14 protein-coding genes and 1 tRNA gene are annotated in these 13,422 nt (G+C 68.3%); 7 read left to right on the top strand and 8 right to left on the bottom strand.

Annotated elements, in window-relative coordinates; genetic code table 11:
• Positions 1-5: 5 nt before the first annotated feature.
• Entirely contained in the window at positions 6-440 is a 435-nt protein-coding gene (locus VNJ48_RS16880; protein ID WP_325604193.1) for a VOC family protein, read from the bottom strand.
• Between the two features lie 118 nt (positions 441-558).
• Here VNJ48_RS16880 and VNJ48_RS16875 point away from each other — a divergent pair, with 118 nt between their 5' ends.
• Genes VNJ48_RS16875 through VNJ48_RS16865 form a run of 3 tightly spaced genes read left to right on the top strand, consistent with a single transcriptional unit; the run spans position 559 to position 2,536 of the window.
• Positions 559-1,776 (top strand): serine/threonine-protein kinase, encoded by a 1,218-nt coding sequence (locus tag VNJ48_RS16875; protein ID WP_325604190.1) that lies wholly within the window; start codon positions 559-561, stop codon positions 1,774-1,776.
• A complete protein-coding gene (locus VNJ48_RS16870) occupies positions 1,776-2,111 on the top strand; it encodes a hypothetical protein (protein ID WP_325604188.1) in 336 nt (111 codons plus the stop codon). Before VNJ48_RS16875 ends, VNJ48_RS16870 begins: the two co-directional genes overlap by 1 nt.
• On the top strand, positions 2,108-2,536 hold the full coding sequence (locus tag VNJ48_RS16865; protein WP_325604185.1) for a GNAT family N-acetyltransferase: 429 nt from the start codon (positions 2,108-2,110) through the stop codon (positions 2,534-2,536). The genes VNJ48_RS16870 and VNJ48_RS16865 overlap by 4 nt, the downstream gene beginning before the upstream one ends.
• Before the next feature lie 28 nt (positions 2,537-2,564).
• Here VNJ48_RS16865 and VNJ48_RS16860 read toward each other — a convergent pair whose 3' ends face one another.
• The gene (locus VNJ48_RS16860) at positions 2,565-2,732 is read right to left on the bottom strand and encodes a hypothetical protein (protein WP_325604183.1); all 168 of its coding nucleotides are present in this window, start codon (positions 2,730-2,732) and stop codon (positions 2,565-2,567) included.
• A 216-nt stretch (positions 2,733-2,948) separates the two neighbouring features.
• Positions 2,949-6,404, bottom strand: coding sequence for a M20/M25/M40 family metallo-hydrolase (locus VNJ48_RS16855; RefSeq protein WP_325604181.1), 3,456 nt, complete (start codon positions 6,402-6,404; stop codon positions 2,949-2,951).
• Positions 6,405-6,498: 94 nt separating this feature from the next.
• Here VNJ48_RS16855 and VNJ48_RS16850 point away from each other — a divergent pair, with 94 nt between their 5' ends.
• Complete coding sequence (locus VNJ48_RS16850; protein ID WP_325604180.1) at positions 6,499-7,500, top strand: LysR family transcriptional regulator; 1,002 nt, start codon at positions 6,499-6,501, stop codon at positions 7,498-7,500.
• Positions 7,501-7,578: 78 nt separating this feature from the next.
• Here the strand turns inward: VNJ48_RS16850 and VNJ48_RS16845 are convergent, their stop codons facing one another.
• Entirely contained in the window at positions 7,579-9,177 is a 1,599-nt protein-coding gene (locus VNJ48_RS16845; protein WP_325604178.1) for a GGDEF domain-containing protein, read from the bottom strand.
• Between the two features lie 191 nt (positions 9,178-9,368).
• Here VNJ48_RS16845 and VNJ48_RS16840 point away from each other — a divergent pair, with 191 nt between their 5' ends.
• Positions 9,369-9,710 (top strand): ATP-binding protein, encoded by a 342-nt coding sequence (locus VNJ48_RS16840; protein ID WP_325604177.1) that lies wholly within the window; start codon positions 9,369-9,371, stop codon positions 9,708-9,710.
• A gap of 49 nt (positions 9,711-9,759) precedes the next feature.
• Positions 9,760-10,371, top strand: coding sequence for a DUF402 domain-containing protein (locus VNJ48_RS16835; RefSeq protein ID WP_325604176.1), 612 nt, complete (start codon positions 9,760-9,762; stop codon positions 10,369-10,371).
• A gap of 72 nt (positions 10,372-10,443) precedes the next feature.
• On the opposite strand, the gene VNJ48_RS16830 is transcribed toward VNJ48_RS16835, so the two are convergent.
• The 3 genes from VNJ48_RS16830 to VNJ48_RS16820 all read right to left on the bottom strand — a co-directional run bounded on the left by VNJ48_RS16830 (position 10,444) and on the right by VNJ48_RS16820 (position 11,550).
• Positions 10,444-10,533: transfer RNA gene (locus tag VNJ48_RS16830), tRNA-Ser, on the bottom strand.
• Positions 10,534-10,585: 52 nt separating this feature from the next.
• A complete protein-coding gene (locus VNJ48_RS16825; protein WP_325604174.1) occupies positions 10,586-11,047 on the bottom strand; it encodes a nucleoside deaminase in 462 nt (153 codons plus the stop codon).
• Positions 11,044-11,550, bottom strand: coding sequence for a tRNA adenosine deaminase-associated protein (locus tag VNJ48_RS16820; protein WP_325604172.1), 507 nt, complete (start codon positions 11,548-11,550; stop codon positions 11,044-11,046). Before VNJ48_RS16820 ends, VNJ48_RS16825 begins: the two co-directional genes overlap by 4 nt.
• 83 nt (positions 11,551-11,633) lie before the next feature.
• Here VNJ48_RS16820 and upp point away from each other — a divergent pair, with 83 nt between their 5' ends.
• On the top strand, positions 11,634-12,275 hold the full coding sequence (upp, locus tag VNJ48_RS16815; RefSeq protein WP_325604170.1) for a uracil phosphoribosyltransferase: 642 nt from the start codon (positions 11,634-11,636) through the stop codon (positions 12,273-12,275).
• Between the two features lie 59 nt (positions 12,276-12,334).
• On the opposite strand, the gene VNJ48_RS16810 is transcribed toward upp, so the two are convergent.
• Positions 12,335-13,276 (bottom strand): hypothetical protein, encoded by a 942-nt coding sequence (locus tag VNJ48_RS16810; RefSeq protein ID WP_325604168.1) that lies wholly within the window; start codon positions 13,274-13,276, stop codon positions 12,335-12,337.
• Positions 13,277-13,422: the final 146 nt, after the last annotated feature.

Raw genomic sequence — 13,422 nt, 5'->3', positions numbered from 1 at the left:
GACCCTCAGTCGAGACAGAACTCGTTGCCCTCGACGTCCTGCATCACCAGGCACGACTCGTTCTCCTCGTCGGCCTCCAGCAGCTGCACGCGTACGGCGCCGAGCGGGACCAGTCGGGCGCACTCGGCCTCCAGCGCGGCCAGCCGTTCCTCGCCCACGAGTCCGGTGCCGACCCGCACGTCGAGGTGCAGACGGTTCTTGACGACCTTGCCCTCGGGGACGCGCTGGAAGAACAGCCGCGGCCCGGCCCCGGTGGGATCGGCGCAGGCGAAGGCCGACCCCTGTCGCTCAGCCGGCAGCGAGCGGTCGTAGTCGTCCCACGAGTCGTTGCCCTCGGGTGACGGGGGGACGACATAGCCGAGGACCTCGCACCAGAACCGGGCGACCCGCTCCGGCTCCGCGCAGTCGAAGGTGACCTGGACCTGCCTGACTGACCCCATGGGCCCACCCTAGAAGGGGTCCGACCTGCTCTGCACCCGGTTTGTGGGGGCGGCGCACAGGGGGCAGCGACATCGCCTACCTTGGGGTGCCCCATCAGCACAGAAGCCGAGGACGTCCATGCCCGACCCGAACGGCATCGCGCGAGTCCTGGCAGATCGCTATGAGCTCGGCCCACTGCTGGGTCGAGGCGGTTCGGCCGACGTCTTCGAAGCTCGTGACGTCGCCCTGAGTCGACCGGTCGCGGTCAAGGTGCTGCGTGATAGTGCCGGGGACGAGTCGGACCGAGCCAGGTTCGTCAGCGAAGCGCGGACGCTGGCGGGCTTGTCACACAGTGGACTCGTCACCGTCCTCGACGCCGGGTTCGGTTTCACCGATGACGTGGCGGGGACGATCCATCCGCCGGATGCTCGACCGTTCCTGGTGATGGAACTGGTGGAGGGACCCACGCTGGCCCAGCGGGCGGGTGATCCTCTGCCGTTGGAGGAGGTGGGCGCGATCGGCGTCCAGGTCGCCGATGCGCTCGCGTACGTGCACCGGCACGGGATTGTCCACCGGGACGTCAAGCCTGGGAACATTTTGCTGGGACCGATGGAACGCGTCAGGCTGGCTGACTTCGGGGTCGCGCGGCTGTTGGCGGACACGGCCCGGCACACCCGGACCGGCCACACCATCGGCACGGCGGCGTACCTGGCACCAGAGCAGGTCGCGGGCGAGGACGTGAGCGGGGCGGCAGATGTGTACTCCCTCGGGTTGGTGCTGTTCGAGACGATCACCGGCCGCTGCGAGTTTCCGGGTTCACCCACCGAGGCAGCCCTGGCCAGGCTCCACCGGGCCCCTTCGGTCCCGGACGACCTGCCGTTGCTGTGGAGCGCCCTGCTGACCTCAATGGTGTCGCGAGATCCGGCCGACCGGCCGACTGCCGAGGAAGTTGCCGAGGTGCTTCGACAACAACCGACCACGGCGATCCCACCCGCGGCAGAGTCCGCACCCGAGGCGATGACGGTCCCGCTGCTGGCGCCGCCCGAGCCACCGCCCGGTGACCCCCAGAACGCCACGCGAGTGCTGCCGGCGCCGCGTCCCCTGCACGACCGGCTGGGGGACTCAGTAGCTCGCTTCGTGACGACACAGGCGGCGACGGCGTCGCGCGTGGTGCGGCAGTCATCTGAGAGCCAGCGAGGACTCGCGGTGGTGCTGAGCGTGCTTGTCCTCTTCCTGGTCGTCGTAGCGCTGCTCGACGGCGGTTCCACTGGAGCCGACCGAGAGCCAGCGAACATGCCCAGTGAGTTGGTCGAGCCCATGCAGCAGCTGCACGACGCCGTCGAAGGGTCGGACTGATGGTGGGGTGGCGTAGGTGTGCTGCAGGCCTGTTGCTGGCTGCCGCCTTGGCAACGGGACCCACAGCATGCGGCAAGGAGGAAAGTCCCCCGAGCGAGCAGGTCCCAGCGCTCGCTCGGCAGCTGGACAAGGTCGATGAGGCGGTCGAGGCGGGCCAGTACGAACGCGCACGCGCCGCGGTCGAGGAACTCGTCGCGACGACGGCCCAGGCGCAGGTGACGGGTGAGTTGTCCAGCGAGCAGGCCGAGCGCATCTTCGCCTCCGCGCAGTCGGTGTTGGAGAACCTGCCGAGCGAAGACGACGACACCGAGGACAAGAGTGAGGACGACAGTTGAGCCGCCCTGTCATCGAGGTCGCCGGAGCAGACCCGGACCTGGACCAGCAGCTCTCCGACCACCTCAGTGAGTTCAACCGGGCGGCAACACCCGGGATCGCTCCCGCCACCGAGCTGACAGTGCGAGCGCGCGACGCCGCAGGTGACCTCGTGGGCGGGGTCAGTGGCTGGACCTGGGGCGACGCAGGCGGCATGGGCCTGGTGTGGGTGCGTGAGGATCATCGCGGTGCCGGAGTGGGACGGCGGCTGCTGGCGGCGTTCGAGGCCGAAGCTGCGAGTCGTGGGTGCACCCATGTGTTCGTCACGTCGTTCACCTTCCAGGCGCCCAGCTTCTACGAGCGGCACGGCTACCGGCAGATCTTCCGGTGGGTAGGCGTGCCGACCCCCGAGCACGCCGACGTGCACTTCCGAAAGGACCTGGGCTGAGGCACGTCGCGTCGCGCGAACTCTCACGTCACCCGCGGTCGTCAACGCCTGTTCGTACGGTGACGTGGGCAGTCGGCTCAATCATGGTGACGAGGAGCGTCACGAGGTCGACCGCATAGGTCTGCACCGTGATCGTGTCGTCACCCGCACTTCCCGCAGCGACACCGATGTCGGGTTGGACGTACCTGCTGGCCATCGTCCGAAGCATCTCCACGATCGCTGATCCCGTCCCGTGTCTACTTCGAATGATCACCTCTTCGTACACCTGCATCGGGCACCTCTCATGGGCTGGAAGGACATGTGCCCCCGAGTGGGCGTGACGGTCGGCGTACGACCTCGAAAGGTGGACGGGGCGATCCCCGGGCGGTCTCAGCCCGGGGATCGTCCGTCACCTACCGAGGGGGACGCGTGGTCACGGCAGCGTCAGCCTCCAGGAGTACAGCGTGCCGGTGTCGTAGCTGTAGTTGTCCCGGATCCGCAGCCGCCAGGTGCCGTTGGCCGCCACGGGCGAGGAGAAGATGACGGTCTTCTCGACGATCCCGTCCCGGACGACACAGGCGCTGGCCGACGAGGTCTCGACCTGGTGCGCCACCCCGTTCGGGGAGACCAGCCAGACATCCACGTCCTGCACGCAGGAGTGGTAGATGTCGTAGCTGATCTTGGCTGAGCTCACCTGCTGGGCGTACGTCGAGCTGATCGGGCTGTTCAGCGTCGAGTTGTCGTAGATCTGGTAGTCGGTGCCGTTGAGGTACGTCGCCCCGCCACCGCCGCCCCCGGTCACCGTGAGGGTGAACGTTGCCGTACGCGTCGCCGAACCGGTCCCAGTGACGGTGATCGGGTAGGTGCCGCTCGGCGTGGTCGCAGAGGTCTGGACGGTCATCTGCGCCGTCCCACCCGACTGCACGGTGCTGGGTGAGAACGACACCGTGGTGCCAGCAGGCGCTCCGGACGCAGTCAGGGAGACCTGCTGCGCGGTGCCCGAGGTGACCGCTGTGCTGACAGTGGCCGTGGCGGAGCTGCCGGCCACGACACTGCCCGATGTCGGGGAGACGGCGATCGAGAAGTCGTTCTCGGTCGGGGGCGCCTCCCCCACCGCCATCTTCCACAGGGTGTGGGCGATCCCGTCCGCTGCCCGGTTGAGTGCGGTCGTGCTCACGTTCGCCGGGTTGGAGTCGCACGCGGAGTGGTAGCACGGGTCGTAGGCCCGCCCTGCCGTACCGCCCCATTTGCTCGCCTGGGCCGACGTCTTGGTGGCGCTGGCTCCCATCGCGTAGCCCGACGCCGGGATTCCCGCGTTGCTGAACGAGTAGTCGTCGGAGCGACCTCGACCCTCGACGTTCTCCTCGGGCTGGAGGTTGAGGCTGTCGTAGTAGGCCTTCATCGGGGCGGACTGGGCCGAGGTGATGTTGTTGATGAAGTACCCGGCGTTGACTGAGGCGATCATGTCGAAGTTGTAGTACGCCTTGATCTGCGACCTGGCGGTCGTCGTCAGGTTGTTGACGTAGAACTTCGACCCGTTGAGGCCCTGCTCCTCGTCGGTCCACCAGGCGAACCGGACGTGGTTGAGCATCTGCGGCTTCTTCTCGGCGAGGGTCAGTGCCACTTCGAGGATGCCTGCGGATCCGGACCCGTTGTCGTTGATGCCCGGTCCTGCCGACACGCCGTCGAGGTGCGCGCCGAACATGTAGGTCTTCGTCGCGTCACCACCCGGCCAGTCGGCGATCACGTTGTCCGAGGGGTAGGTGCAGGTGGTGCACCGCTGCCTGCTGACTGTGAATCCCGCCGCTTGGAGCTTGGCGACGACGTAGTCCGCCGAAGCCGTGTAGCCAGCGGTGCCTGCGCGTCGATTCCCGCCGTTGTTGGTGGCGATCGTCTGGAACTGCGTCATGTGCGCAGCAGCCTTCGCGACGTCGATGTCCGGCGGCGTGCTCGGCTGCGGAGTGCTCGAGCCGACCGCGAGTGAGTACGTTGCGGTCTTGATCGGGTTTCCACTGGCCGTGACCGTGACCGTGTACGTACCCGTCGGGGTCGAGGCCGCGGTCTGGATCGCCATCGAGGACGACGAGCCGGTCTGGACCGAGGTCGGGTTGAACGACACCGTGGCGCCGCTCGGCAGGCCGCTGGTGCTGAAGGAGACCGACTGTGCGCTGCCCGCGGTCGTCTGGGTGTTGACCGTGGCGGACACTGAGGCCCCCGGCTGGACGCTGCCGCTCGCCGGGCTCAGCGAGACTGAGTAGTCGTTGGTCGGGGTCGTGACGGAGCATGTCGGCTCACCGGTCTGGACCGGCACACCGGCTCCCAGCCAGGCGTTCTTGACGGCGTTGAACTCCACGCACGAGCTGGGGTAGAGCGTCTTCGCGGCATTCAAGGTCGCGACCCGGGCAGCCTTGTGGTTCCAGGTGGAGGTCTTGCGCTGGAGCCCGTTGACGAAGATGTTCGTCGCCTTCTGGATGCCGATCCCGGTGATCGTGGTCGGACCGCCCGAGCAGATCGGACTGGTGGGCTGGCCGTTGGCCGGGTTGGAACCCTCGGCGAGCAGGTAGAACCAGTGGTTCTGCGGGCCGGCCGCGGCGTGGACCTCTGTGCTGGAGGTGATCTGCGTGGCGCAGTTGGGATCACCGAGCTTCGAGGGATCGCTCATGATCCGGATCGGACCCTGGCCGACGAGGTTGACCATCTCGCCGACCTCGTAGTCGCACTTGTCGGGAGAGCTGGGGAACTTCGCGGCCGCGTAGCACTCGGTGGCTGCACCGAGGATGTCGCCGGTCGACTCGTTCATGCCGCCCATCTCGGCGCCGCTACCGCCGCCGCCGGAGCCGGAGAACTGGAAGACGCCGTGGCCGTACTCGTGGGCGACGACGTCGATCGGGGTGACCTGCTTGGTGCCGGCCTGGTTCTTGCCGAAGTTGGCGTACTGGCCGTTCCAGAAGGCGTTGACCTCATTGAGGCCGACGCGCGAGGGGAAGAAGGAGCCCGAGCCGTCCACGCCGTCGCGGTTGGCCCACTCCTTGAGCATGAAGGCCTCCTGCTCGCCGGCGTACATGGCGTCGACGCAGGCGGTGGGCAGGTCGGTGCCCGAGCCGTTGCCCCACGCGTTGTCGGCGTCGGTGTAGACCGTGCCGCTCTGGCCGCCGCACTTGAGGCCGGACGTGGCGGTGCTCGTCATGGAGTACGACGATCCCGACCCGGTGGTCGTGAACCGCACCTGGCCGTTGTGGTTGCCGTTGCCGGTGGCGTCGGCGAAGCGGACGTACTCGTGACGGCGAAGCACGGCGCCGGTCTGCGCGTCGACGAAGACGTCCTGGACCGACGGCTTGCCGTCCCGGGTGCCCTCGACCGCGATCTCCCAAGCGAGCTTGGTCGTCGTCCCCTCGAGAAGCACGACAACGTGGTGCTGGACAGCGCTCTCGACCTTGGAGAACCCGGATCGAGCCGCCTTGATGGCCTGCGTGCCCGTCACCTTCGGTGTCGTGTCCGCGACGGCGATGTCTTGCTGGCTGGCGGCGGAGATGTCGACGACCTCGCCTTCGGCGTTGGTGGTCACGACCGCGTCGGCGCCGACGACCTCCAGACCCTTGAACGTCTTCTGGTAGCTCAGGTAGTAGAGGTCGCGGGGACCCTGGGCCTGACCAGAGCGGACGTAGTCCTCGCCGGCAGCCAGGCCGAGCGCCCCGAGACCCTGTTCGGCGACGGCGTCGCCCGCAGCCAGCGCCGTCTCCTTCTCCGAGAGCTCTCTGGGGGCGGGTGCGGACGACGGGACGGAGCCGCTCGGAGCCTGCGGAGCAGCGGTTGCCGCGAACGGCAACACCGCCGCCAGGGACCCGACCAACACCGCGACGGACAGCGGCCTTCTGTGTGTGCTGTGCATTCTTTGATTCCCTTCCGGGGGATTTGGGGGTGCGGGCACCTTCCCTTGCCGAAAGGGGTGCTTGGTACTCCCAGATGGACATACTGTGCGCGTTATGGAACTGGGGTTCCGGCACCTCGAGCTCGTGCTGACGGTCGAGCGGCTCGGCTCGATCAGTGCCGCCGCGACGGTGCTCGGCATGTCCCAGCCCTCGCTCTCCGCGCAGCTCACGCGCATCGAGGCGGCCATCGGTGGACCGCTGTTCGACCGCTCCCGGACCGGGGTACGGCTGACGACCCTCGGCGAGCTGTTCACCCAGCGTTCGGGACGGCTGCTGGCCGACTTCCAGGCCCTGTTGGACGAGGCCCACGCCCAAGCGCGTGGCAGCCGCACCTTGGTGGTCTCGGCCAACCGCACGCCCGCTTGTTCCAACTTCTTCACCGGCGTCATCGCGGCGCTACCGGGCCGCGACCTGAAGCCACACATGAGCACGTCGACGGCCGTCATCGACGCCTTGCTGCAGTCCCGTCAGGTTGACCTGGCGATGGTGGGCGTCCATCCACGCGTCCAAGGCTCAGAAGCGCTGCCCTCGCACATCAGTGAGGTCGACGTCGTCCTGGCGGAGCCGTTCCTGGTGGCGCTCTCGGCCGATCATCCCCTTGCGGAACTGCGCGAGGTGCCACTCTCCTCGCTGGGCGACGAGCCGTGGCTCCTGCCGCCGGGACAACCGGACGGCACCCTGGCCGACCTCATACTCGCTTTCGCCGAGGCGGGGATCAACCCGCCGACACCGCACGGCCGTCAGCGACTGAGCGAGTACGGCCCCTTCGTGGCCGCTGGGCTGGCGGTGGCGGTCGCCCTGCCGACGTACCAGCCCTGCGACGGCGTCGTCATCCGGCCATTGGAAGGCATGCCGCTCGTGGCCAAGCGCGTGCTCCGATGGAACAATGCCACCGTGACGCAGCACGAGGCGCGTCTGTGCGCCGATGTCGCCCGGCGTTGCTTCCTCGACGAGATCGCCCGAAGCGCTCTCCTCGAACCGTGGTGGGTGGACTCGCCAACGCACCGACCCCGCGTAGCAGAGGCCGGGGCAGGTCCACCCGACAACTCGAACTGACCGCCGGAATCCCTGAGGTCAGAGGATGCGCGTCGCTCGGCTGAGCGCCCGTATCTCTCCCGAGTTGTTTCATTGCGGCTAGGCGAGGCTGGCGGCGACGACGTGGTGCTGGTTGCGCCCGCCTCGCTTGGCAACGTACATCGCGTTGTCCGCGCGCACGATGGTGGCTCGAACGTCTTGACCTGGCCCGGAGGCGCCGCCGATGCTCACGGTCGGGAGCTGGTGCGACGCTTCGCGCACCGCGAGGATGATCCGCTCTGCCGCTCGCTCGGTGTCCTCGGTGCCGGCCCCCGGCAGGAGCACCGCGAATTCGTCGCCACCGATCCGGGCGACCAGGTCGTTCTCGCGGGCATTCGCAGCGATTGCCTGAGCCACGCCCCAGAGCATGGTGTCCCCGATCGTGTGGCCCAGGGTGTCGTTCACCTGTTTGAAGTTGTCGAGGTCGAGGAAGAGCACGCCGACCAGCCGGTGCGGATCCTCAGAGCTGGTGAACGACTGCACGTACCGGTCGAAGGCCCGGCGGTTGGCCACCCCGGTCAAGGCATCAGTTTCGGCCACCCGGGTCACCTGGTGGTGCTCTTCTCGTAGCTGGGAGTAGGCGCGCATGGTCTCGGCGGAGTTCAGAGTCCGCAGGCGCTGACGCCAAGCGGCGGCCGCCAGCGCGTCGCCGTACTCCATCGCCGCCTTGGCTTCCTCCGACCCCTGCGAGAGCAGCAGGGTGTGGGTGTGAGCCAGGGACAGGTACGTCGGGGACTCGCGGTCATTGACGCGGACGTCGGCCAGCGCCTCCTCGATGACCTCCAGGGATTCCTCGCGACGACCCTCGCGCAGCAGGGCAACCGCCAGGTACGGCACGGCAAGCACATGCTCATGCGCCTCTCCGAGTGCGCGGACGACCGGCAGCAGGCGCTGCATCTCCTCGACAGCACCGCGCGCGTCGGCACCGTCCGAGTGAGCTGCCGCCCGGAACAGCTGGCATGGGGCCTGCCAGATGGCCACCGCGTCGCCGCGTAGCCTTTCTTGCGCCGCAGTGGCGTGCTCGTATGCCCGTGCGCTGTGCTGCTCGGCCTCGTCGTCCAAACCGACCCGGTAGAGCTCCAGAGCCCACTGCAAGTGCAAGAGGGTGAGGTTGAGCAGCCACATGCTCGGGGCGGGATCGTCGGGGCCCTCAGTGGCCAGGCTGATCTGGTAAGCGGCCTCTTGGTGGGGCACGGCCAGCTCGTACAGCCGCAGCGGCTGGTAGCCGATGGCGATGGCCACGTGGGCGCAGCTGGCGATGTATCCGCCGTCGGCGCTGAGGTCGAGGGCGGCTTCAGCGGCCGTGAGGTCGGCCAGTACTGCATCAATGTCGTAGTGAACGGGGTCGTGCTCCCCCAGCACCAGTCTCTGGTGCCCTCTCGTGGCAAGGGCGCACGCACGCCACCCCTGTTGGTCGTCCCGTTCAGCGGCCCGGATCATGTCGTCGGCCGCCGCCAGCGCCGCCGCATCGTCGTCGTACATCAGTGAGATCGTGCGCGCGAAGTGCATCGCGGCCGGCCCGGCCAGCAACGTGCCATCGCCCAGCTCCCGCAACCGGCTCTCGACGGTCTGCCGGACCTCGTGCGCGTGGCCGAGCTGTGCCTGCTCCACGAGGTGCTTGACCTCGCGGGTCAGCGAGTCATCGGCGGCGACGTCCATACCCCATTGTCAACACACAACGCCAACTCTGGGGCACCTTTCATGCGACGCACGGTCCGCGGCGGAGAAGGGACCAGAGCCGCCTGGTCAGATCTGACCATTCGTCCAGTGGGAAAGTCATTTCACCCACCACGTCGGGTCGCTGGCTCCTTGCGGTCCGCTTCGACGTCCCGTCCGACGCGGTGATGGTCGTGGGCGACGCCACCCATCTCGAGCGTGTCGTCTTCAACCTCCTCAGCAACGCGCTGAAGTTCACCGAGGACGGGGGGCGTGTCTCCTGCACGCTCGGGATCCACGACGAGACCGCCGTCCTGGAGGTGGCCGACAACGGGATCGGAATCCCCGTGACCGAGCAGGCCCAGCTCTTCACCAAGTTCTTCCGCGCTTCCACCGCACAGAAGCGGGAGATCCCCGGGACGGGGATCGGCCTGGCTGTCGTGGCGGCCATCATCGAGCGCCATGCAGGGACCATCGAGATCGCCTCCGAAGAGGGTCAGGGGACCTCCGTGAAGGTCTGTCTACCCCTGGCCTGAGATCTGGGGTGCCGGCGGGCTGGGACGCGTGGCGCGAGAAGGTGGAGCCATGTCCTACTGGAGCCGCGGAACTCCCATCATGTGGCGATACGGCACGGTCGGGTGCGACTTCGCCGCGCCGATGACGGTCGTGCGCGACGACGCGCTGGCACTCGTCGCCTGGCTCGCTGTGGGCACGCCGGTGCTCAAGCAGGTCCGCGAGGACGGCCGGGACCTGCGCGCCGAGCCCAGTGAACAGTTCGTCGTCCCGCGCCGCCAGGTCGAGTCCGTGTGGGCCGCTTACTCGGTCCTTCGCGTCCACCAGCCTGGGCAGCGCTGGTCCCTGTGGCACTTCTTCGAGGGCGACTCGGGCGACTTCGTCGGCTGGTACGCCAACATAGAGGACCCGCACGTCCGGAAGGGACGTACGACCCGCAGCCGCGACCACGTCCTCGACGTCTGGATCGAGCCGGACCGGTCGGTCGAACGCAAGGACGAGGACGAGCTGGTCCGTGCCGTCGAGCAAGGTCGCTACAGCCCGGAGGAGGCCGATGCGATCCGAGCGACCGCCGAGGAGATCGAACACGTGATCCGGGAGTGGGCTGCGCCCTTCTCCGAAGGATGGGACTCGTTTCGCCCGGATCCCTCGTGGCCCGTCCCTGCGTTGTTCGACGGCGACTGACGGGACGCTCAAATGACAAAGATCCAAACCCGCCGCGGGTTCGGATCTTGTCGATGTCATCGAGACATCACCTGGCGGTGGCGGTGGGATTTGAACCCACGGTGGGTTTGACCCCACACAACATTTCGAGTGTTGCACCTTCGGCCGCTCGGACACGCCACCGCCGGAGAGGTTACCGGACGGCCGACGCCGGTCTAAATCGGGTGAAGCGCACTCACCGGTGTCGGGTGAAGAAGTCGTCGAGCAGGCCGGCCGACTCGCTCGCGAGGACACCGGCCACGACCTCGGGGCGGTGGTTGAGCCGCCGGTCGCGGACGACGTCCCACAGCGAACCGACCGCGCCGGCCTTGTCGTCGAAGGCGCCGAAGACGATGCGCTCGACCCGGGCGAGCACGGCCGCGCCGGCACACATGGTGCACGGCTCCAGGGTGACGACGAGAGTGCACCCGGCGAGCCGCCACTCACCGACGGACCTGGCTGCGGTCCGCAGGGCCACGACCTCGGCGTGGCCGGTGGGATCGCCCGCTGCCTCGCGGACGTTGTGGCCGGCCCCGATGACGGTCCCCTCAGGGGAGAGGACGACCGCGCCGATCGGCACGTCGTCGGTGGCGAGCGCGAGGCGGGCCTCGTCGAGCGCGAGCCGCATCGGCTCGTGCCAGGGGTTGAGGGGGCTCATGCAGAGGTGAAGCCGACCGCGTCGTCGAAGAGCTCACCGAACCCGAGGCTGCGGGCCACCTCCGAGAGCATCTCGTCGGGGTAGAGATCGTCGTCGTCGATCAGCACGGCCATGTCCACCGCCTCCATGCCGAGGTCGGCGAGCAGGGCGAGGTCTCCGGCGGGGGCGACGTCCTCGTCGTCGAGGTCGCCGAACACCGGCAGGCCGAGGAACGTCAGCGCGGACTGCGCCAGCTCCCATTCGTCCGCAGCAGTGATGTCGCTGAGCAGCACGCGGGTGGACGGCCCCTGCACGCGCACGATCACGAAGAAGTCCTCGTCGACCCCGACCAGGGCGACCGCCCCAGCCTCGTCGGGCAGGCGCCGCAACGCATGGCTGAGGGACTCCACGGACTCGAAGGCCGGCGAGGCGATGTCCTGCACCTGCCACTCGCCGTCGGACCGGTAGGCCGCCAGTGCGAAGTCGACGCTGTCGAGCTGGTCGTCCATGGTCAATCCATCCATGAGAGCACCTCCCTTCTCGCTCCAGCGTCGCAGATCGACCGCGCCGAGGAAACCCTGCACGGAGGCCCACTAGGCTCCGGGCCATGCGCACGAACGTCGTCGACCATCCGCTCGTCTCCCACAAGCTCACCACGCTGCGCGATGTCGACACCGACTCGCCGACGTTTCGCCGGTTGACCGACGAGCTCGTGACCCTCCTGGCCTACGAGGCCACTCGGGACGTCCGCGTCGTCGAGACCAGCATCGTCACCCCGGTCGCGCCCGCGACGGGCGTCAAGCTCGCCACCCCCAAGCCCCTGGTGGTCCCGATCCTGCGTGCCGGTCTGGGCATGCTCGACGGGATGATGCGGCTGATGCCCACCGCCGAGGTCGGTTTCCTGGGCATGGTGCGCAACGAGGAGACGCTCGAGGCTTCGACGTACGCCGAACGCCTCCCCGACGACCTGTCGGGACGCCAGTGCTACGTGCTTGACCCGATGCTGGCCACCGGCGGCACGCTCGCGGCCGCCATCCGCTTCCTCGTAGACCGCGGCGCCGACGACATCACCGCGATCTGCCTGCTCGTCGCCCCGGAGGGGCTGGCCAACCTGGAGGCCGGGCTCGAGGGCCTCGACGTGCCCGTCACGATCGTCACCGCCGCGCAGGACGAGCGGCTCAACGAGAAGGGCTACATCGTGCCCGGGCTCGGCGATGCAGGCGACCGTCTCTATGGCCTGGCCCAGTAACCCAGCGAGTCGAGTGATGGGCTGCACCGTGGATGGAGCCACTTCATCACTCGAGTCGGTCAGGACGCGGCCGAGAGCCGCGGAACCCCGAGGGCGATGAGGTCTTCCATGACCTCCCACGGCTCGTGCCGGATCTCGTAGGCGCTGCACTGCACCACGATCCGCGTGGCGGTCATCAGCTTGCGGTTGCGCGCCCGGTGGTCGCTGGCTTCCGCCACGTCGTCGTGGAAGCTGCCGTCCACCTCGAGCACGATGACGCGGCCGTCGGCGAGGTGCCACTCGCAGTCGGTGAAACGCGTCCGGCCGCCTCGGTCCCTCCGCTTCGTCTGCCGCGACGGGGCGACGATGCCGAAGTCGCGACATGCCTCCTTGACGTCGATCTCGGCCAAGGACTGCGCCCCACCCTCCAGGTCGTCCAGCAGGACCCGGAACTCCCCGGCTCGCCGGAGCGGCGCCAGCTCTGACAGGGACGCGCGGAGCTTGTCGGGAGTGGTGAGCCGTTGCTGCACGGCCGCGGCAAGAGCGCCATGAGCGGTCCGCTGGTTGAACTCGTAGCCGCTGAAGAGCAGAAGGGCTGGCTCGAGCCGACACAGAGGAAGAGCCGTGGGCGCACTCAGGGTGTCCAGATCCCGACGAGTCCGGAAGAACTCGACTCCATCCAACGGCTCGAGGGACTGGGGGTTGTTGATCAGGACGGTGACGTTGTCGCGGGACCAGTTCTTCATCCCGCTCACCTCGGCGGCCGTGAGCCCACCGATCAACGAGTCGCCGCCCGCGTGCAGTACGGCGCACCAGAGCTGCTGCTCGCGTGAGAGCGGTCCGGTCGTGGTGGTCAGCACCTGGCTCGTTCGCTGAGCCCAGCGCCCCACCCTCACGTGGTGACGGAAGGCGGTGCGGGTGACTCCGATGGTTCGAAGCTGGCGAAACGACAGGACGCCGGCCTGCCCGGTTGCGAGCTCCTGCCAGGTCGTGCTCCTCGACTTCCCCATGCTCGGGCCCATGCCTAGGGAGTCTGGGGCGGGTCGCGATGCAACGCGAGCGGTCTTCCACAGGCCCGAGTCGAGTGATGGGCTGCACCGTGGACGGAGCCACTTCATCACTCGACTCGGTGGCCCGCGTGACCAACGCCACCTGAGACCCTGACTGC

Origin of the sequence: Nocardioides sp., from assembly GCF_035576065.1 — a bacterium.
Lineage (GTDB): Bacteria > Actinomycetota > Actinomycetes > Propionibacteriales > Nocardioidaceae > Nocardioides.
Note: the sequence above shows the minus strand (reverse complement) of the source record. Positions and strands in the feature narration are given on the sequence as shown.

What these genes read in the sequence shown, in the direction of transcription:
- upp (WP_325604170.1), top strand. Translation starts at nt 11,634, where the DNA reads ATGCGCACGAACGTCGTCGACCATCCGCTCGTCTCCCACAAGCTCACC.
- VNJ48_RS16850 (WP_325604180.1), top strand. Translation starts at nt 6,499, where the DNA reads ATGGAACTGGGGTTCCGGCACCTCGAGCTCGTGCTGACGGTCGAGCGG.
- VNJ48_RS16875 (WP_325604190.1), top strand. Translation starts at nt 559, where the DNA reads ATGCCCGACCCGAACGGCATCGCGCGAGTCCTGGCAGATCGCTATGAG.
- VNJ48_RS16810 (WP_325604168.1), bottom strand. Translation starts at nt 13,276, where the DNA reads ATGGGCCCGAGCATGGGGAAGTCGAGGAGCACGACCTGGCAGGAGCTC.
- VNJ48_RS16880 (WP_325604193.1), bottom strand. Translation starts at nt 440, where the DNA reads ATGGGGTCAGTCAGGCAGGTCCAGGTCACCTTCGACTGCGCGGAGCCG.
- VNJ48_RS16870 (WP_325604188.1), top strand. Translation starts at nt 1,776, where the DNA reads ATGGTGGGGTGGCGTAGGTGTGCTGCAGGCCTGTTGCTGGCTGCCGCC.
- VNJ48_RS16855 (WP_325604181.1), bottom strand. Translation starts at nt 6,404, where the DNA reads ATGCACAGCACACACAGAAGGCCGCTGTCCGTCGCGGTGTTGGTCGGG.
- VNJ48_RS16825 (WP_325604174.1), bottom strand. Translation starts at nt 11,047, where the DNA reads ATGAGCCCCCTCAACCCCTGGCACGAGCCGATGCGGCTCGCGCTCGAC.
- VNJ48_RS16845 (WP_325604178.1), bottom strand. Translation starts at nt 9,177, where the DNA reads ATGGACGTCGCCGCCGATGACTCGCTGACCCGCGAGGTCAAGCACCTC.
- VNJ48_RS16835 (WP_325604176.1), top strand. Translation starts at nt 9,760, where the DNA reads ATGTCCTACTGGAGCCGCGGAACTCCCATCATGTGGCGATACGGCACG.
- VNJ48_RS16820 (WP_325604172.1), bottom strand. Translation starts at nt 11,550, where the DNA reads ATGGATGGATTGACCATGGACGACCAGCTCGACAGCGTCGACTTCGCA.
- VNJ48_RS16860 (WP_325604183.1), bottom strand. Translation starts at nt 2,732, where the DNA reads ATGGCCAGCAGGTACGTCCAACCCGACATCGGTGTCGCTGCGGGAAGT.